Origin of the sequence: Sulfurimonas xiamenensis, assembly GCF_009258045.1 — a bacterium.
GTDB classification, from domain to species: domain Bacteria; phylum Campylobacterota; class Campylobacteria; order Campylobacterales; family Sulfurimonadaceae; genus Sulfurimonas; species Sulfurimonas xiamenensis.
On sequence record NZ_CP041166.1, the window covers coordinates 1129761 to 1147830 of the forward strand.

An 18070-nucleotide genomic window follows, 5' to 3' on the forward strand; every position below is an offset into this window, starting at 1 on the left:
TATTAGCTAAAATACAGATATGGAAAATAAACTAAACAAGAGAGAGCGCTATAAAGCTCAATTAAAACCAATAGATTATTATAAAGATTTTGAAAATATAGATTTTGAAAATCTTGGAGAGGGAGATAGATTTTATCTTCAAGATTTCGGAATATTTAATACCGATTTTTTAGAAGATGAATTTACTCTGCGCATTCGTGTTCCAGGCGGCAGAATCAGCACTGAACAATTTCAAAAAATAGCAGATATAGTAGAAGAGTATGATTTAACGATTATTTTAACTGCAAGAGGCGGAATACAGCTTCATGACATAGAAGCTGATAATGTTTTAGAAATTCATAAACGCATAAATGCTCTTGGCGTTTCTACATGGCAGAGTTTTGGTGACAATGTTAGAAATATAGTGACAGACCCGTATGATGGCTGCGGGATATATTCTGAGATAGAAGTTTATCCTATTGTATTGCAAATGCAGGATTATATTGTAAAAAATCCTCGCTATGTAGGTATGCTTCCTCGCCGTATATCAGTAGGAATATCAGGCAATCGTGCAAATGTTACCTCTTTTTTTGCAAATGACATCTATTTTGCACTCGCAAAAAAAGAGAATCAGTTAGGTTTTAATGTCTATATGGGCGGTAAAAATACAGAAGTAGCACAAAGTGCCGATATCTTTTTGCAAAAAAATGAAGTATTTGATTTTTTTAAAGCTTTTATTGAAGCATTCTATCTTCACGGCTCCCGCTTTTCTAGAGCTAAAACCCGTATTTTTCATATGATTGAAGATATTGGAATGGATGGTTTGAAAGCTTTTATCCAAAAAGAGTACAAAAAAGATTTTCAGGGTGAAGGAGAACTTATACTAGAAAAAAAAGAGTTCTCTAAATTTCATAAACTCAAAGATAAAAGATTTGGCTTTTGCTATCAAACTGATTTTTCAAGACTTACAGCTGACGAGATAAAAGAGATTGCTCTATATGCAACAAAAAATAGTGCAGAAATTAGATTTGGTATAGATCAAAACATCTATATTATCGGTTTAAAAGAGCCCTCAACCACTCTTAACTCTCCTGCCCTTAGTGAAACCATAATTGCATGTGCGGGTAATCTTTGCCCCTACGCTGTTTGGAGTATCAAGGATGAAACAAGCTATCTTCCCTTAGAAAAGATAAATAAATATCGCATACAAGTCGGCTTCTCTGGTTGTGCTAAAGGTTGCGGAAGACATAGACATACTGATATAGGTCTTATCGGATTAAAAACAAATAATTTCGGAGACACAGAAGGAGGAGCTAGAGTTTTTCTTGGAGCTCTGCATTCAGATGGAAAATCAGTCAGCAGGCAGCTCTTTTCAATGGTTCCTTTTGTTCATCTACATAAAGTACTCTCACTTATTATAGACCTTTTTGAAAAAAGTGGATATACAAATTTTGAAGAGTATGCAAATGATATTTTAATTCACTACTCTGAAGATTTTTTATCTTTATGGATTCTTGCAAATCTTGAAACAAATAGCTATATATTACTGCCAAAACTAGAAAATATGCAAAATTTTGAATATGAAAAAAAGCTGCTTAAAGAAGAGTTTGAAGATTTGGATTTTTGGCAATATGTAGATAATAGTTTTTTTGACGCTGTTAGTTATTTATCTAAAAAACTTTGGACAGTAGAGGGAGAAGACCCTCACTACAAACCGAAAATTCAAAGAACTAATTTTCGCTAAAAGAGAGTTGATAACCAACTCCTTTTACATTTTTTATCAATTTTTTTGAGGTCTTTGCTCTAAAGCGTCTTATAAAAGTTCTTACTCTCTCATCACTGACATTTTCACCCCATAACTCTTCTTTGATTATACTGTCGTCTACTACTCTGTTTTGATTATCTAACAATAGCCATAAAAACTTTGTTTCATTTTTTGAAAGAGGAACGAATCTCTCATTTTTATAGAGAGAGTTTGTAGTTTTATTAAATACAAAACCTTCATTTAAATTTACCAGTTTAGTGCTAAGTCTTGGAGCAATGCTGCTGATATAATCTAGTAGTTCATCTATATCAAATGGCTTTAAAAAATATTTTGTAATTCCTATATCAATAGCACTAAATAACTTCTCTTTTTCACTAAAAGCACTAAGTATTATAATGGGTATCTTTGGATTAATCCGTTTTAACTCTTTTGCCATGTCTAACCCCGAAAGGCGAGGCATCATAATATCTGTTATAACAATATCAGGCTTTGTTTTTTTAAAAAGCTCTATACCGTTAATGCCGTCTGTAGCGAGTATAAAACTATGAAAATTATCACCAATAGCCTCTTTTAAAAGCCTTGCAAGATTTTCCTCATCTTCTACAAATAAAACTTTAATATCTTTTAGTGATCTGTTTTTCATTTTAATCCAGTGGAATTTTTATGCTAAATGTTGTTGTATACTTTTTAGTTTTTACATCAAGTGTGCCGTTTAATCCCTGCTCACAGATCATCCTTGACATAAACAACCCTAACCCGGTACCGCGGCTTTTATGTTTTGTAGTAAAATAGGGTTCAAAAATCTTTTCTAAATTCTCTTTTGCTATTCCGCCGGCATTATCCTGCACCTCTATTACTGCAAAATTATTCTCTTTTTTAGTAATTATACTTATTTCTCTTAAAAGAATACTATTGTATATAAATGCATCTTTTGAATTATTGACTAAATTTATTATGACTTGAGTAAGCTCATTTGTAATACCAAGAACTTCTATATCTTCAAAATATGTTTTAACAGTTATCATCTCATCATCTATAATGCTTTCTAAAAGTACAAGAGACTCTCTTATGCTGTCACTAATATTAAAATAGTGTTTTTCTTTATGAGGATTAAAAAAGTTTGTAAAATCATCTATTGTTTCTGACATATTTCTAATAATATGTTTACTCTCAGTATAAAATTTTGACACACCGTCTTCACTATTATTTTGAAAAGCTTTTTTTATGTTAAACATTGCCAGACTAAGCTCAGTAAGCGGTTGTCTCCATTGATGAGCTATATTTGCAAGCATTTGACCAAGACTTGCATGTCGTGATTGCCAAAACATAACACGCTGTCTCTCCTCATTTTTTGCTATTTCATCTTGTACACGCTCTTCAAGTGTCTGATTTAACTCTTTTAACTCTCTTGTCTTCTCTTCTACTATCTTTTCAAGACTCTTATTTAACTCTTCATACTCTATCTCTTTTTTTTGAAGTTCTTCTCTTAAAACTATTTCTTTGGTTGTATCATAGCGTATTGCTACATATTCGATAATATTCTCATTTTTATCTAAAATAGGAATGATTGTAGTGTTTACATAAAATGTAGAGCCATCTTTAGCTAAATTTTTCAGAGTATCTTTATATACTTTTTTATACTTTATTGTTTCCCATAAAAGTTTATATATTTTATCCTCAACATCTGGATGTCTGATAATATTATGATTTTGTCCTATCAGTTCATTTTTTGTATAACCGCTTATATTGCAAAATTCATCATTGACAAAGGTTATAACTCCATTTATATCTGTCTTAGAAATAATATTGCTTTTTTCTATAGCTTCTTTATACTGTTTTAGCATAGAACACTACTTTAACTCACTCCAGTTGTCACCGATGTTTAAACTGGCTTTTAATGGAATTTTTAACTCAGTGATACTCTCCATTATCTCTTTAAATCTCTCTCCTAAAACTTCAGCTTCAGCTTCATCTACTTCAAAAATAAGTTCATCATGAATTTGCAAAAGCATCTTAGCCTTTAAATCCTCATCTACAATTGTTTTATGGATTTTATTCATACTTAATTTTATAATATCAGAGACACTTCCTTGAAATACACTGTTTACAGACTCTCTCTCATAAGCAGCTTTTAACATCTGGGAAGCATTTTCATAATCAAAATATCTACGGCGTTTTAATATTGTTTCAATATATCCAAACTCTTTTGAAAAATCTACAATTGAGCGAAAATATGCTCTAACAGTAGGAAAACTGTTGAAATATTTTTCTATTATCTCTTTTGCTTCTTTTGTAGTTATACCAAGTGTATCTGATAGTTTTTTTTGCCCCATGCCATAAAGCAGACCAAAATTTACAGTTTTTGCAATATTTCTTTTCTCAGATGCCTCTTCTTCGCCAAATAGAGCTATCGCTGTCTGCATATGAATATCTCTGTCATGGTTAAATGCATCAATCAAAACTTTGTCCTGCGAAAAATGAGCCAATAGTCTAAGTTCTATCTGGGAGTAGTCTATCCCTATAAGTTTTTTACTTTTGCCTGCAACAAAAGCTTCTCTTATCTTTGTTCCGAGCTCTGTTCTTGTAGGTATATTTTGAAGATTTGGATTTTTTGAACTTAATCGTCCTGTCGCTGTTCCTGTTTGAACAAAAGATGTATGAATACGACTCTTTTTATCTTCATGGCTTAGTTTTAGCAAAGGCTCTATATATGTTGAAGAGAGCTTATAAACTTCACGATACTCTAAAAGATAAGAGATAATTTTATGTTCATCTTTTAAAGAGTTTAAAACCTGCTCATTTGTTGAGTAGCCTGTTTTTGTTTTTTTTCCAGTCGGAAGCTCAAGTTCTTCAAAAAGTATAACACCTAGCTGCTGTGTTGAATTGATGTTAAACTCTCTTCCTGCCAATTTATAAATATCTTTTGTTAAACGGTTTAAAGTATCTTTTACCTCAACAAGAAACTGCTCTAAAAAGGAGCTGTTTACCTCTATGCCCTCTTTCTCCATCTTTAGCAGTGTTTTTATAAAAGGAAATTCAACCTCTAGAGCCTCTTGAATAAGATGCGCAGCATTTTGAAGCTCTAACTCTTTTAAAAGCAGACGATAGAGTTTTAGCGTAACAATAGCATCCTCAGCAGCATACCTACATGCATCTTCAAGCTCAACCGCAGCAAAAGTTTCACCTTTTTTAACAGTATCTTTATAAGAAATCATTTTATGATTCAAAAGTTTATCCGCTAATTTATCAAGAGAGAGAGCGTTTTCAGGATTTACTAACCAAGCAAGTATCATAGAATCGGCAAAGATAGATAAACTATCATCATTTAAAAATCTGCTTACAAAATGCAGATCAAATTTTATGTTATGTCCAACCACTTTTGAATCAAATATTTTTCTTATAGCTTTTGCAGCATCATCTCTGCTTATCTGTTCAGGTACGCCAAGATAAAAGTGAGCGACTGGAACATAATAGGATTCTGTATTGTTAAAACTGAAGCTAAAACCGACCAAAGAGTCATTTTCATAATCAAGACCCGTTGTTTCCGTATCAAAAGCAATAATTGTATCTTTGTCAATAAAACTCAAAATCCTATCTAACTCTTTTGCATTTGTTAATAGTATAGTTTTAAAATCTAGTTTTTTGGAGTTTTGTATCTCTTTTTCTATTTTTTTAACTGCTTCTTGATGTGTTTCATGACTAACCATATTTTTAGCATGCAGAGTTCTTAAAATACCGTTTTGCTCATATTTTACAAGCTCATCATATATGTTTAAAAAAGGGTGTTCTACATCCATTTTATACTCTTCAAAATCAAAATTCTCAAGAACATCGTGTTTAAGAGTTACAAGTTTTTTTGACATATATGCAGCATACTTAGATTCAATAAGTTTTTTTTGAAGACCTGGCGGTTTAATATTCTCTATGTTTGCGTAAATATTATCTAAGCTTCCATACTCCGCTAAAAGCTTCTGTGCTCCAATTTTTCCTATACCCTTGACACCAGGTATATTATCAGCCGAATCACCAAGAATTGCTTGATAATCTATAAATTGTTTGGGAGTGATGCCGTATTTATCTAAGCAGCCCTCCTCATCCATAACCTTTTTCTTAATAGGATCTACTAAAACAACCTTGCCGTCATCTATAAGCTGAAAAAGATCTTTATCATGAGAAACTACTCTAACATTGTAGTTTTTCTCTTTAGCAAAGTGTACAATAGTTGCTATCATATCATCAGCTTCATATCCAACTTTACCAAGAGTTTTATACCCCATCTTATCTATCCACTCTATTGCGATTGGAAGCTGCATAGTCAACTCCTCAGGAGGAGCTTTACGATGTGCTTTATAATTTGAATCTATTTCATTTCTAAATGTCGGTCCTACAGAATCAATGGCAAAAATCAGATAATCACTGTCATGCTGTTTTTGAAGCGTAGAGATAAAGTTTATAAAACCTGTTAAAAGTCCTGTTGGGAATCCATCTCTGTTTTTTAGATATTGCGGAAGTGCATAAAAACTACGAAAGAAAAAACCAAAAGTATCAATTACCGTAACTGTTTTACTTATTTTTTTATTATCAACTATTGAACTTTTCAAACCTGATACCTTTTTTAACGCTTATTATAGCAAGATATACAAAAAGTTTATTGAGTGTGACACTCTGTCAATGTTTTATCTGCCCTGACTATATAATCATATCCGTCATAAACCGTATATAAACCATAAAGAATAACCGCAAAAGAGGAGAGACTCATCATTATATTTCTAAAGTTTGTTGCACTTGAGAGAGATGCCAAAAAACCAAGAGAAAACATAGCAGGAATAGTACTTAATCCAAATATAGCCATAACTAAAGCACCATAAAATGGATCTGCAGTACTTGCTGCAGTTATAGCAAAAAAGTATACAAATCCGCATGGCAAAAGACCATTTAACATACCAAGAACAAAAAAACTAAAATTTGACTGGGAGCTTAACACCTTTTTAAATGCGTTTTTATAAATGGATGATGATGAAAATGAGTGTTCTACAAGTGTTAAAAATTTTATTTTTCCCATTAAAGATAACCCGGCAAGGATCATTGCAACTCCAGCGATTATAAGCATCATTCCATTTGCAGTGTTGTTAAATGTGACAACACCGCCCAATGCTCCAAATATTGCGCCAAGAACTGAATATGTAAAAACTCTGCCTAATGAGTAAAGAAGATGAGCTGTACTTTGTGAAACTTTAGAACTTTTTGGATCAATTTTAATTGTTGTATATGCTAAAACAATACCACCGCACATTCCAATACAATGACCAAAAGAGCCTAAAAATGCAATACTTATAATGCTCATAATATTTACTGTTTCCATATTAAGTTGTCAATCTCCCAAAAGCTGTTTTTTTATATGAGGATTACGCAAAGTTTCACCTCTTAGAACTCGTAAACGCATTGTATCAAAATTTATATATCCATCAACAGCTTTTTCATAAGCACCAAAGCCATATCCCATTGGTGTATCATCTGTTAGAGAAAAATAAGCTTTTCTTGCATCTACCCACTCTTTAGTGTCTCTGCTCATAACCCAAATTTTTGCACTATCTTTAAACTCTTTATCCTCTAGCCATTTTACAAATCCACCGTGATCATGAAAAAACCAACATTTGCCGTTTTTAATAACCACCTGTGAAGCATCGCGCAAATCTTCTATAACCATACCACATTCACTATCTTGATAAAACCCTTCTTGCATCTTGACTGGCAGCTGCTTTATATTTCCCTCATACACAACAATCATTCTTTTTGATGATGCTAAAAATAAAAAGAGCGATACAATCAGTATAACTGCAACTATTACTATTAAAAAAGGAATAAATTTTTTTATCATTGTCTTAACCTTAAAATAAATTAAACTTAATGTTAATTTTGCCATATTTATGCTTAAATTATCTTCTTTTCTTTCCTTTGCCTAAATCATCAAATTTGATAAATTTAGCTAAATCTTTTTTAATTTTTGGATTTAAAGAGTCCCATATCTTTTTTTTCTTTCTATATCTGGGCAAATCCTCTTTTTTGCTCTTTTGCAAATCCCTTATAAGATAGTGATAACGAACTATAAGTTTAGTGTAATCACTGATAAAAAACCAATTTTTTATTATATTGTAACTTTTCTCTTCATGATCAGTAAAACTATATTCACCAAATTTTATATCCTCTTCATCTTTTTTATAAGCAACAAAAGGTTTTCCAATATCATGCAAAAGTCCGGCAGCAAAAAATTTAAAATTTCTAGTTTTTAATATATAGTATGTAACTCGAAGCGTATGAATCAAAACTCCATGTTGATGCCATTTATTTTGAACAAAGAAGAGTGATTCCAAAAATGCTCTGGAAAAAAAACTATTATTTACTTTGTTCATTTTTGCTCTTTTGACATAGGATGACAAACCTGAACCGTCTCTTTTAAATTCTGTTTTTGTATATGTGTGTAAATCTGTGTAGTCAAAAGAGATGCATGCCCCAACAGCTCTTGAACTACTCTCAAATCAGCTCCTCCGGTTATAAGCGATGTTGCATAAGAGTGACGCAGCACATGCGGAGATACTCCTAAATATTTTTGAGTTATTTTATATGCTGATATACGGCTAAGTTTCTCACCTTTATAATTAGACCAAATAAACAAAGTATCTTTTTTCTTCTCGTTTAAATAATTTTCTATAGCCATTATAGCGACTTTTGCTATTGGAACCATACGCTCTTTTTCGCCTTTAGCATGTCTTATATGAAGCCATTCACCATCAATATCTTCTCTTCTTAAAGCCAAACACTCACTTATTCTGGTTCCCGATGCATATAAAAAAAGTATCAGCGCGTAATCACGAAGACCTAAAAAAGTGCTTCTGTCTATTTGGTTTAATGAATTTTGTATCTCTTCGTATGAAAGAAATTTTGGAAGAAGTTTTGGAATTTTTGAAAACTTAAATTTTGTTTTCTCTGTTGAAAATTGATTTTTATAACAAAAATCAAAAAAAGCATTTACAGAAGATAACTTTCTATTTAAAGTTCTTTTGTTTTTATAAATACTAAGAGCATTTAAAAGAGAATTTGAATCTAATGTTATAAGCGGCTTACGAAGAGTTTCTTCAAGAGCCATTAAATCACTTTTATATGCCCCAACACTTTTTTTGCTAAGAGCCTTTATGATACTTACATACTCTATAAAAGCTTCCAGCTCATTTGACATTATTACTCTACCGAAATATATTTATTATCCACAAAAAATATTTTATCATCTATATAGACATAACCGTCATCTATATCAACTTCGTATACTGTGTATTTTAATAAATCTTTTGTAATTTCAATAATATATCCCTCTTTTTCCAAAACATAGAGCTTGTCACCGCTTATTATCATCCCTAAAAAATGAGCAAACGGAAACTTTAATTTTGCGTTTTGCTGAAGATCTGAAGTTAATGAGATTATCTCCCCCTGTTTCGTAGCCAAATATATGCTTTTATCATCAGCTACAATATTTCTTATATCATAAGCCGATCTGATCTCTTTTTGTGACAATGAAAGTATTTTATGTCCTGTTGCCGCAATAATTTTATTATCTATAAGATTAAAATATATAACATTATTAAAGTGCTTCTCACTACTGACTATTACACTTCTTAGTTTTTTCTTTTCTTTTGAGTTAATAATAACTATTTTTCCATCAAGAGTTGAAAAAATAACCAAATCATCTTTAAAATAAGGTTTTACAATTTTTGAATTAACAACTATTGGTGCTTCACCCTGCTCTTTTAACAACAAAGACTTACTTGCTATAGAGTAAAGAGCCATCTCATTGTTTGAAAATAGTACAGCCAAAAGATCATTCTTTACGCTTGCCGTTGCTATAGTTCTCTTTAGATCAAACTCTTCTGTCATATTTCTATCAGCAGCATATACAAGTGTTAAATTTCCATCAATGCTAGAACTAAGAATCCAGCCGTCACTGTAGCCTAAAAGTTTATGGGTTTTTGGAATCTTTATATCTATAACTTTTTTATCTACCAATACTTTGTGATTTTCTACCAATGCAGCATTAGCTGAAATATCATTGATTGTTACATTACTATCCCCAAAGTGTTTCCAATCATCTTGAACAAAAACCGGCTTATATACCTCTTTAGAGCTGCATGCACTAAAAACAATAACCGTAAAAAGTAATAAAATATAAAATAAAATTTTCAAAGTATCACTCTATTCCATAGTGCATAAGAGCTGCCACTATGTTTTTTAAAGAAGACTCTTTTGAAACTTTTAAGAGTTTGTTTTTAGCTTCATTGATTTTATTTTCCTTGATAAGCATCACGGCAGCCTGAACCAGTGCCAAATCTTTATATATAACATCTTGTTTTGAAGCATAATTTTCAAGAGAAGCAGGATCTTGCGCTAATTCATATTTTACCAAATCACTTACAATCAATGTTTTTGAATTTTTCAAACTTTTAATTGTTTGAAAATCTTTATTTGCAATTGCTTGAGAATAAATCCATACATCATGTAAATTTGGACTCAATTCTTTGAGTTCATTAAGTGCAGCACTATTGTTTGGATCTGCTTGAAGATTAAAAAATGCAATATTAGCAGCTTCAATTTTACTCTCTTTATTAGCAGTATATGCTATATTTGCACCAACAATTACTACTACTGTAATTACTGAAGCTATCATCAATTTTTTATATTTTTTAATAAATCTCTCAGTCATTACCGCTTTTTCAAAAAACTTTTCTTCAGAGTTTAATTCCTCTTTTACCATCTTTATATTCTCTTGTAAGCTCAAAAAAAATCCTTCTTTTACATAATTATTAAAAAGTTCAAAATAATATCGTATACTTTGTTAAAGTTTCATCAAATAGATAGATTTTTTTTGCTACAATATTTGCAAATTAATATGCAAAGGTTGTTATATGCAAGTAGATGATGCACTATTAACAAGATTGGAAAAATTATCTTTTTTAAAAATTTCAGATGATAAAAGAGCTGAGATTGTAGAGCAGCTCTCTGAAATTGTGAGTTTTGTTGATAATTTAAGTGAGTTAAATACAGATAATGTTGATGATAAATTTGCTATGAATGATGAATCAACTTTTCTAAGAGAAGATATACCTTTATGCGATAAACAAGTAAATGATGCTATTCTTAAAAATGCACCTTTAAGTGCTGATCACTTTTTTATTGTTCCTAAGATAATTGAATAACAGTTTGTTGTATTGATAGTGTGTAATTTTAATTTAATAGAAAAAAGGAAATATTGTTATGGACAATGAAACAAATCAACAAATAGAGATAAAGAAACTGCTTAAGAGTGTTTTACATTTTGATTCTTCAGATTTACATCTTGTTCCTGGAAGTGAACCGCAAATCAGAATTGATAAATCGCTTAAACCTTTAAATCTTCCTGTATTAAGTGCTACTGAAATAGAAAAAATGGCTTATGCTCTTATAGAAGATAAACAAAAGAAAATTTTTGAAGAAAAAAATGAACTTGACTTCTCTTTTGAATTAGAAAATGTTGGCCGTTTTCGTGCAAATTATTATCAAACAATTGGTGGTATAGCTTGTGCGTTTCGTATGATTCCTTTAGATATACCGCCACTTGAAAAATTTAATAACAATCCGATTTTCAAAGAACTTGTTAAAAGAGAAAAAGGTTTAATTCTTGTAACAGGACCTACCGGCAGCGGTAAATCAACTACCTTGGCCTCAATGCTTCATGAAATCAATTTAACACAAAACAAACATATCATAACAATTGAAGATCCTGTTGAATTTATGCATACAAATATAAAATCACTCTTTTCTCAACGAGAAGTCGGTCAAAATACAAACTCATTTGCAACAGCACTTAAATTTGCATTAAGACAAGATCCCGATGTTATTCTTATTGGGGAAATGAGGGATAAAGAGACAATCGCAGCTGCGCTAACTGCTGCTGAAACAGGTCATATTGTTTTTGCTACGCTTCATACAAACTCGGCCTCTTCAACAATTAACCGTATTATCGATGTTTTTCCATCCGGAGAACAAGCACAAGTAAGAGCGCAACTTGCATCTTCTCTTATCTCTGTTATATCACAATCTCTTATGCCAAGAATAAGCGGCGGTATAGTTGCCACACAAGAAGTGCTTATATCAAATCCGGCTATTCAAAATCTTATAAGAGAGGATAAAGTTCACCAAATCTATTCTCAAATGCAGCTAAATCAAACTGAAACAAATATGACTACACAAACTGACCAGCTCTTAAATCTTCTGCGTAAGAAAGTCATTACAAAAGAGACTGCAATCACAGCTTCAAACAGACCTGAAGAGTTTATAAAAATAATTAATAATATGTAAAAATCTTTGACATCTAAAACATGTCAAGGATCTACTTTTTTCTAAACCTTATCATTTTAAAGCGTTCGCCTAAAAAATTTGGCATTATCAATATTTTTACTTTTTCCAACTCTTGTTTATAGAGCTTCTCTTCTACATTTGCTTTTAGTATCTCAAGCAGTTCTAAAATACCCATCTCAACAAGGGCACTCATCTGAGCCTTCAGCTCTATAAACTCTACGCCCGCCTCTTCATAAGCATCTTTTACATGAGCAAATGTGACATCATATGTTATATCAGATTTTGCAAAGAGCTCATCTCTTTTTATATTTTCATCGAAAAACGGAATCACTTCATGTTTTGCATAAACTCTCAGCGAGAAATCAGGACGCGCCTGCATCTCTCCATAATCAAAACTCATAAACTCAAACTTCTTACATGCAGATACCATGCTTAAAGCAAACTCTTCATATCCGATAGCTATCTCGCCTCTATCTTTGTGATATTTCTGTGCCTTGTTTTTTACCCATTTGTCATCTAAATCAAAGATGACTTCATGTCCATCTACTCTTGCACTTTTTCCTTTATAATATAACTCACACGGAAATGCATCAAATATCTCGTTTGCTATAAAAAAAGCATTTTCACACTTTAATTCACTCAGGGATTTATAGTGTGTAAGAGAGACAACATTACCAAAACTCTCTTTAAAATAATTCTTCTGAAACTCCTGAAGTGCATCAAATCTCTCTATAATAACAAACTTCAGACTCTCTAAAAGCTTTGGTCTCAGAGTATATATAAACTCTATAATATCTGCTAAAAAATAACCGTGATGCGCACCGATTTCACAAACAACGCCATCCTCTTTTAAAAACCCTTCATCAACCAAAGAGATAATATGTTTTGCAATGGTACCGCCAAAAAATTTACTCGTACTGACTGCCGTGTAAAAATCTCCGCTTTTGCCTATCTCTTTGTAAGTAGCATAGTATCCATCTTTTCCATAGAGCCAATCACTCATATAATCGCTAAATTTACGACTCGCCATTTACCGCCTTAGTGCATTTACATTTACGCCTAATCATTTTTATACATCTCATAAAGCGTTAATAGCTCTAGCTGCTTGTCAAGTTCGTATATCTTTACATCGCTTTTTTGAATTGCAACAGAATTTTGCAGCAACTCTACATCATATTGTGTTTTATAACCCGCCTGATAAAGCTCTTTTGTATCTGATAATAACTTTTCATAAAGTTCCATATTTTCAACGCTAAGCTGTTTTTTTCTCTCAAAGTTTTCTATATTCTGCATTACCTGCTCAAAGATTGCTTTTAACTCTCTCATCTTGTCTTCAACAAGCAGTTGTGATTTAAGATAATCAATTTTTGAAGACTCTATATCTCTGAAGGTGTTGATATCCAAAGGCAGATTTACTTTAAACCCAAAGTTATAATAATCTTTCTCTTTTGCTGAACCAAACTGATATATGCTGTCACTCTTATCCCAGTTGTATCCTGCAGTTATATTCACCTTTGGAAGGTATTGTGCCACCGTTACATCTTTGGCATATCTGTTTTTAACGATCTCGCTCTCAGACATACCTAAAACTATATTATGCTTTAAAAATTGCTCTTGTGTTAAAATATTTAAATTTGGTACAAACGCATTTTTATAATTCATATCGCTTATAGCATTAAACTTTGAGATCAATCTCTCTTTGTTTGTTTCTAAATCATAAAGTGCTTGAATCAAAATATTTCTATCAATAATAGCACTGTCTAAAAAGCCAGAATCAAGCTGACCGTTTAAATAATCCTCTTTTTTTTGTGCAAGATTTATCTCAGAATTTTCAATTTGAAGTTTTTGCTTGCTGACTTTTAGATCAATCTGCTTAATCTGCATCAACAAAGAGACAGCATCTTTTACCAACTTTCTTTTTGCAACATCTATAGAATAATCAGAGTAAATTCTAGAAGCCTCGGCGAACTTAATTCCATAGTAGATACCGCCGCTTTGAAAAATCGGCTGATCCATTTTTATAGAAGCGCTCTCAGAAGTTTGCTGCTCACCGTAAGGATCACTTTTTGAGTGCGTATAGTTTAAATTAAGAGGAGCAATCCATGAATCTCGAAGCTTTGAACTCTCAGCTTCATTTTTTTCATAATCATAAATAAACTGCTCTTTTTTGTTTTGCGAAATATAGCTGTCTAACTCTTCATCGCTAAAGAGCAGTGAACTACAAAGAAGTGACAGCGCTATTGAGAGATTTAAAACCTTCATCTACTTCCTTTTTCGTAATTGTTAAAGCCGGTAATAGCCTAAGCGTATCTTTTCCGGCTCTTAAAACTATCACGCCCTCTTCTCTTGCGTTAGAGATTATTTTTGCAAGTGTTTCACCATCTTTTACACGAAGTCCGCACATCATTCCGATTCCGACTTTGGAAGTAAATATATCTTTATGGGCATTATAAAATTTTTCCAGCTCACTATCAAAATACTCTATATTTTTTTGAAGTTCACCGCTCTCATTCATCTCGTTTAATATATCTACAACTTCACATGCTGCTGCCGTACTTAAAAAGTTTCCGCCAAATGTTGAGCCGTGGTCTCCTGCGCTAAAAATATCTTTTAAGGTAGTCATAACGACACCGATTGGAACACCGCCGCCAAGGCCCTTTGCAAGAGTTACAACATCAGGCTCTATATCATAATAGTTTGATGCTAAAAATTTTCCTGTTCTGTAAACTCCGGTTTGCACTTCATCGACAATAAGCAATACATCTTTTGATTTTAAAAATTTTGCCAGCTTTTGAACCGCTTCTTTATCTAGCGGCTGCACACCACCCTCACCTTGAACAAGTTCTATCATAACTGCACAAGTATGCGCATCAACCAAACTCTCAACATGTTCTATGTTTTCTGCATAAACAAATCCATCAGGGTATGGACCAAAATAATTATGCATATAAGCTTGACCTGTAGCCTTTACTGTAGTAATAGTTCTGCCGTGAAAAGAGTGTTGCAGCGTTATCACTTTATATCTTTTTATCTCTCCATCTTTTTCGCCAAATTTTCTTGCTATCTTTATGGCTCCTTCATTTGCTTCCGCTCCGCTGTTTCCGAAAAAACACTTCATATCATAACCGCTAGCCTCTACTATTTTTTGCGCTGCTCTAGCTTGTGGCGCGATATAGTAAAGATTTGAAGTATGTGTAATATTTGAAAGTTGTTTACAAATAGCATCATTTACTCTTTTATTTGCATGTCCAACACTTACAACTGCAATGCCCGAAGCAAAATCAATATATTTTTTACCATTTGCATCAACCAATCTTGCATTATCACCACTTACAAACTCTACATCTGCTCTTGCATATGTAGGTAAAACATATTTTTTATCTAAATCTATAATATTATTCATTTGTTGATTTCTACCTTATTTTCTTGAAATATTGCACTTTTTGTATAAAGAGCATGCTTTGATGTTGTCAAATTATTAACACCTTTTGTGCCGCTATAGATTAAAACACAATCCTTTCGCAAATCATCATTGTGCTTCACCTTTAACTCGACACTGCCTGAAACCGAAGAGACTGTAACTATCTCATCCTCTGAAAATCCCAAAGAACTATGCAGATATACACTATCATCACGATGAAATTGAGAATTTAAACTTACAGGACTCTTGCATGTTATAAGATACATCCCGCTCTCTTCTTCATCTATTTTTGAATCTAATTCATCCAAAAAAACAAATTGAGCATCATCCGTATCAAAACCATCTCTGTAAGGAACTGTTTCTCTATCTTCAACATACCAAAAACCATCTATCTTCTGAACCGCAAATTTTTTAAAATACTTAAGATAAAACTCTTCACTCTCTAACGAAATTCCATACTCTTTGCATAAATAAGCGCTCAAATCATATTCACTGATTCCAACATCACTAGAGATAACTTTAGGCATAAAAGAGATTTTGTTGTGCGAGTATGATGTCCTTATGTCGTTTTTATATAAAAAACTCTTCGCCGGAATAATCAAATGTGCAACTTCACTTGTCTCATTCTCATAAAGTCCAAAATAAACAATATTTTTTACTTTGCTTATAGACTCTTTTACTCTTGTAGTGTCTGGCATTTGAGAAAGCGGATTTGCTCCTTGAATAAATAGAGTTTTAAAATTGCCAAACTCTGTATCTACTTTAGAAACTTTTTTTGATTTTGTAAAAAAAGGAGAAGTTATTCCATCTCTTGATGCACCAAGATAACTTACACCGCAGCCCTCTTTTCCAAAAAGCCCCAGTATTGCAGCAAAAGCATCGATAGCTCTCATAATATCAGCACCGTCACTATATTTTTGTATACCGACGCCGCAAACAATTGCAACTTTTTTATCTTTTATAACTCTAAGAATATCCCCAAGATCACCAAGCGAGACATCTATCTCTTCTAAAACAGCTTTGATTCTTATGTTTTGTGTTAATTCATAATAATCTTCATATTCACTTGCATATTTATCCAAAAACTCTTCATTACACTCATCTTCAATATAGAGAAAACGACTAAGCAACATTGCTAAAAAAATATCAGTATGAGGTTTTAACTGAATGTGGATATCAGCAATCTTAGCGATTTTTGTCTTTACAGGGTCGATAACAATAACAGTTTTATTTTTTATAAGTGGCAAAATATGACTGGATGTCGTATGCGGATTTCTTCCCCAAAATATAACTACATCAGATTTTACAATCTCAGTAATTGGCATATTTTTATTGCTGCCTCTTCCCTCTACTATTCCGGCCTCCCCTGCTCCGTCACAAAGGGTTCCTTCAGTCAGTACCGCACCATAAGAAGCAAAAAAGTGATCTGTCACCTCTTGCATCAAAGCAAAATTTGCATTTCCTCTATAGTGCAAAATCTCATCTTTTTCACTCTCTTCTATCATCTCTTTAAGAGTTTGCAATGCTTCAGACATAGAGATCTCTTTGCCATTATATCGCGGTTTTTCTATAAATTTATTTTTATGAAAATGATTTAAATGCGGGCACAAAAAACCTTGCGTATAACCATTTTTTAAACCTTTTAATTTACCATTTTCGTAAACAATTTCACATGCATCATAACAATCTAATGGACATGCGGTAATACTACTCATCTCTTAGTTCTACTTTAACAAGTTTTGAAAATAACTTTGGTGATTTTATAATAATCTGAGCCATATATTTGGATATATTTTTACTATCTGCAATATTTAAAAGTCTTGAAATGTTATATGATGTTTTTTTATCATCTATATAGATAACTTTTTCTTTTGAATTGATTACATCAGGTTCATCTAGATATATTGTAAGCAGTGCTTTTGAAACATCAGCTACTTTTGCCAAAGGAGCTGCTACACTGACAACTTGACCCGGTTTTACAAGCATTTCATAGAGCACAAAATTCTCTGCAACTAAATTTTTATCTTTAATACTTCTCTCAAGCTGCGCTATTCTTAATTTTAAATCTGAAATTTGAACTTTTAAATTTTGAATCTCTTTTTTTGTATTTAAGTATAGGTTTTCACTTGTTATCAAATCATAAAATTCTTTATCTTTTTCAACAGATGATTTAAATTTCAAAGGCTCTATTTTTCTATAATTTTCTCTTTTTTTCACAAGAGAATCTTCAAGGTTTACTAAAACAGCTTCGTTTATCTCTAAACTGTTTTTTGTATACATTAATTTTTCTTTTGTTAATTTAAGTTCTTTTTCATCAATTTCAGAATCTATTTTAATATATGGCTCAGCAGAAAGTTTTTTGCCTATTAAATTTTCATCAGCATAAACAATTAATCCAGATACATTTGAAGATATACTTCTCATTTCAAATGGTTCAACCTTGGCATAATAAACTTTAGCATATGAGAAACTAAACAGTAAAAAAAGTAGAGCAAATATTTTCATTATAAACACCTTTTATA

At 32.0% G+C, this 18070-nt stretch carries 17 protein-coding genes; 3 read left to right on the top strand and 14 right to left on the bottom strand.

Features of this window, described 5'->3' with window-relative positions; translation table 11 throughout:
* Positions 1 to 19: 19 nt before the first annotated feature.
* Entirely contained in the window at positions 20 to 1723 is a 1704-nt protein-coding gene (locus FJR47_RS05710) for a nitrite/sulfite reductase (RefSeq protein WP_152299486.1), read from the top strand.
* On the opposite strand, the gene FJR47_RS05715 is transcribed toward FJR47_RS05710, so the two are convergent.
* From FJR47_RS05715 to FJR47_RS05755, 9 genes are all read right to left on the bottom strand, one after another.
* Positions 1710 to 2387: a response regulator transcription factor gene (locus FJR47_RS05715; RefSeq protein ID WP_152299487.1), complete on the bottom strand. Its 678-nt coding sequence runs from the start codon at positions 2385 to 2387 to the stop codon at positions 1710 to 1712. The genes FJR47_RS05710 and FJR47_RS05715 overlap by 14 nt on opposite strands.
* Before the next feature lies 1 nt (position 2388).
* Positions 2389 to 3588: a PAS domain-containing sensor histidine kinase gene (locus tag FJR47_RS05720; RefSeq protein ID WP_152299488.1), complete on the bottom strand. Its 1200-nt coding sequence runs from the start codon at positions 3586 to 3588 to the stop codon at positions 2389 to 2391.
* A 6-nt stretch (positions 3589 to 3594) separates the two neighbouring features.
* The gene (gene polA, locus FJR47_RS05725; protein WP_152300294.1) at positions 3595 to 6315 is read right to left on the bottom strand and encodes a DNA polymerase I; all 2721 of its coding nucleotides are present in this window, start codon (positions 6313 to 6315) and stop codon (positions 3595 to 3597) included.
* A gap of 77 nt (positions 6316 to 6392) precedes the next feature.
* Positions 6393 to 7106: a sulfite exporter TauE/SafE family protein gene (locus FJR47_RS05730; protein ID WP_152299489.1), complete on the bottom strand. Its 714-nt coding sequence runs from the start codon at positions 7104 to 7106 to the stop codon at positions 6393 to 6395.
* Between the two features lie 9 nt (positions 7107 to 7115).
* Positions 7116 to 7622 (bottom strand): hypothetical protein, encoded by a 507-nt coding sequence (locus FJR47_RS05735; protein WP_152299490.1) that lies wholly within the window; start codon positions 7620 to 7622, stop codon positions 7116 to 7118.
* A gap of 58 nt (positions 7623 to 7680) precedes the next feature.
* The gene (locus tag FJR47_RS05740; RefSeq protein ID WP_152299491.1) at positions 7681 to 8154 is read right to left on the bottom strand and encodes an HD domain-containing protein; all 474 of its coding nucleotides are present in this window, start codon (positions 8152 to 8154) and stop codon (positions 7681 to 7683) included.
* Positions 8151 to 8978: a tyrosine-type recombinase/integrase gene (locus FJR47_RS05745; protein WP_152299492.1), complete on the bottom strand. Its 828-nt coding sequence runs from the start codon at positions 8976 to 8978 to the stop codon at positions 8151 to 8153. Before FJR47_RS05745 ends, FJR47_RS05740 begins: the two co-directional genes overlap by 4 nt.
* Positions 8979 to 8980: 2 nt before the next feature.
* A complete protein-coding gene (locus FJR47_RS05750) occupies positions 8981 to 9976 on the bottom strand; it encodes a hypothetical protein (RefSeq protein ID WP_152299493.1) in 996 nt (331 codons plus the stop codon).
* A 4-nt stretch (positions 9977 to 9980) separates the two neighbouring features.
* Positions 9981 to 10568 (bottom strand): hypothetical protein, encoded by a 588-nt coding sequence (locus FJR47_RS05755; protein WP_152299494.1) that lies wholly within the window; start codon positions 10566 to 10568, stop codon positions 9981 to 9983.
* A 127-nt stretch (positions 10569 to 10695) separates the two neighbouring features.
* Between FJR47_RS05755 and gatC the strand changes: the two genes are divergently transcribed.
* Together gatC and FJR47_RS05765 are read left to right on the top strand one after the other, a co-directional pair.
* Entirely contained in the window at positions 10696 to 10986 is a 291-nt protein-coding gene (gene gatC, locus FJR47_RS05760; protein WP_152299495.1) for an Asp-tRNA(Asn)/Glu-tRNA(Gln) amidotransferase subunit GatC, read from the top strand.
* A 58-nt stretch (positions 10987 to 11044) separates the two neighbouring features.
* Entirely contained in the window at positions 11045 to 12127 is a 1083-nt protein-coding gene (locus FJR47_RS05765; protein WP_152299496.1) for a type IV pilus twitching motility protein PilT, read from the top strand.
* Between the two features lie 31 nt (positions 12128 to 12158).
* Here FJR47_RS05765 and FJR47_RS05770 read toward each other — a convergent pair whose 3' ends face one another.
* The 5 genes from FJR47_RS05770 to FJR47_RS05790 are packed head-to-tail and all read right to left on the bottom strand — an operon-like array spanning position 12159 to position 18053.
* Complete coding sequence (locus FJR47_RS05770; protein WP_152299497.1) at positions 12159 to 13157, bottom strand: SAM-dependent methyltransferase; 999 nt, start codon at positions 13155 to 13157, stop codon at positions 12159 to 12161.
* A 29-nt stretch (positions 13158 to 13186) separates the two neighbouring features.
* Positions 13187 to 14389, bottom strand: coding sequence for a TolC family protein (locus FJR47_RS05775; RefSeq protein ID WP_152299498.1), 1203 nt, complete (start codon positions 14387 to 14389; stop codon positions 13187 to 13189).
* Positions 14346 to 15530 carry an aspartate aminotransferase family protein gene (locus FJR47_RS05780; protein WP_152299499.1) on the bottom strand — a complete coding sequence of 395 codons (1185 nt, stop codon included), beginning with the start codon at positions 15528 to 15530 and terminating at the stop codon, positions 14346 to 14348. The genes FJR47_RS05775 and FJR47_RS05780 overlap by 44 nt, the downstream gene beginning before the upstream one ends.
* The gene (locus FJR47_RS05785; protein ID WP_152299500.1) at positions 15527 to 17263 is read right to left on the bottom strand and encodes a molybdopterin-dependent oxidoreductase; all 1737 of its coding nucleotides are present in this window, start codon (positions 17261 to 17263) and stop codon (positions 15527 to 15529) included. Before FJR47_RS05785 ends, FJR47_RS05780 begins: the two co-directional genes overlap by 4 nt.
* Positions 17256 to 18053 carry a biotin/lipoyl attachment domain-containing protein gene (locus FJR47_RS05790; protein WP_152299501.1) on the bottom strand — a complete coding sequence of 266 codons (798 nt, stop codon included), beginning with the start codon at positions 18051 to 18053 and terminating at the stop codon, positions 17256 to 17258. The genes FJR47_RS05785 and FJR47_RS05790 overlap by 8 nt, the downstream gene beginning before the upstream one ends.
* Positions 18054 to 18070 lie beyond the last annotated feature (17 nt).

What these genes read in the sequence shown, in the direction of transcription:
- FJR47_RS05775 (WP_152299498.1), bottom strand. Translation starts at nt 14,389, where the DNA reads ATGAAGGTTTTAAATCTCTCAATAGCGCTGTCACTTCTTTGTAGTTCA.
- FJR47_RS05710 (WP_152299486.1), top strand. Translation starts at nt 20, where the DNA reads ATGGAAAATAAACTAAACAAGAGAGAGCGCTATAAAGCTCAATTAAAA.
- FJR47_RS05730 (WP_152299489.1), bottom strand. Translation starts at nt 7,106, where the DNA reads ATGGAAACAGTAAATATTATGAGCATTATAAGTATTGCATTTTTAGGC.
- FJR47_RS05765 (WP_152299496.1), top strand. Translation starts at nt 11,045, where the DNA reads ATGGACAATGAAACAAATCAACAAATAGAGATAAAGAAACTGCTTAAG.
- FJR47_RS05720 (WP_152299488.1), bottom strand. Translation starts at nt 3,588, where the DNA reads ATGCTAAAACAGTATAAAGAAGCTATAGAAAAAAGCAATATTATTTCT.
- FJR47_RS05770 (WP_152299497.1), bottom strand. Translation starts at nt 13,157, where the DNA reads ATGGCGAGTCGTAAATTTAGCGATTATATGAGTGATTGGCTCTATGGA.
- FJR47_RS05740 (WP_152299491.1), bottom strand. Translation starts at nt 8,154, where the DNA reads ATGAACAAAGTAAATAATAGTTTTTTTTCCAGAGCATTTTTGGAATCA.
- FJR47_RS05785 (WP_152299500.1), bottom strand. Translation starts at nt 17,263, where the DNA reads ATGAGTAGTATTACCGCATGTCCATTAGATTGTTATGATGCATGTGAA.
- FJR47_RS05790 (WP_152299501.1), bottom strand. Translation starts at nt 18,053, where the DNA reads ATGAAAATATTTGCTCTACTTTTTTTACTGTTTAGTTTCTCATATGCT.
- gatC (WP_152299495.1), top strand. Translation starts at nt 10,696, where the DNA reads ATGCAAGTAGATGATGCACTATTAACAAGATTGGAAAAATTATCTTTT.
- FJR47_RS05780 (WP_152299499.1), bottom strand. Translation starts at nt 15,530, where the DNA reads ATGAATAATATTATAGATTTAGATAAAAAATATGTTTTACCTACATAT.
- FJR47_RS05715 (WP_152299487.1), bottom strand. Translation starts at nt 2,387, where the DNA reads ATGAAAAACAGATCACTAAAAGATATTAAAGTTTTATTTGTAGAAGAT.
- FJR47_RS05735 (WP_152299490.1), bottom strand. Translation starts at nt 7,622, where the DNA reads ATGATAAAAAAATTTATTCCTTTTTTAATAGTAATAGTTGCAGTTATA.
- FJR47_RS05745 (WP_152299492.1), bottom strand. Translation starts at nt 8,978, where the DNA reads ATGTCAAATGAGCTGGAAGCTTTTATAGAGTATGTAAGTATCATAAAG.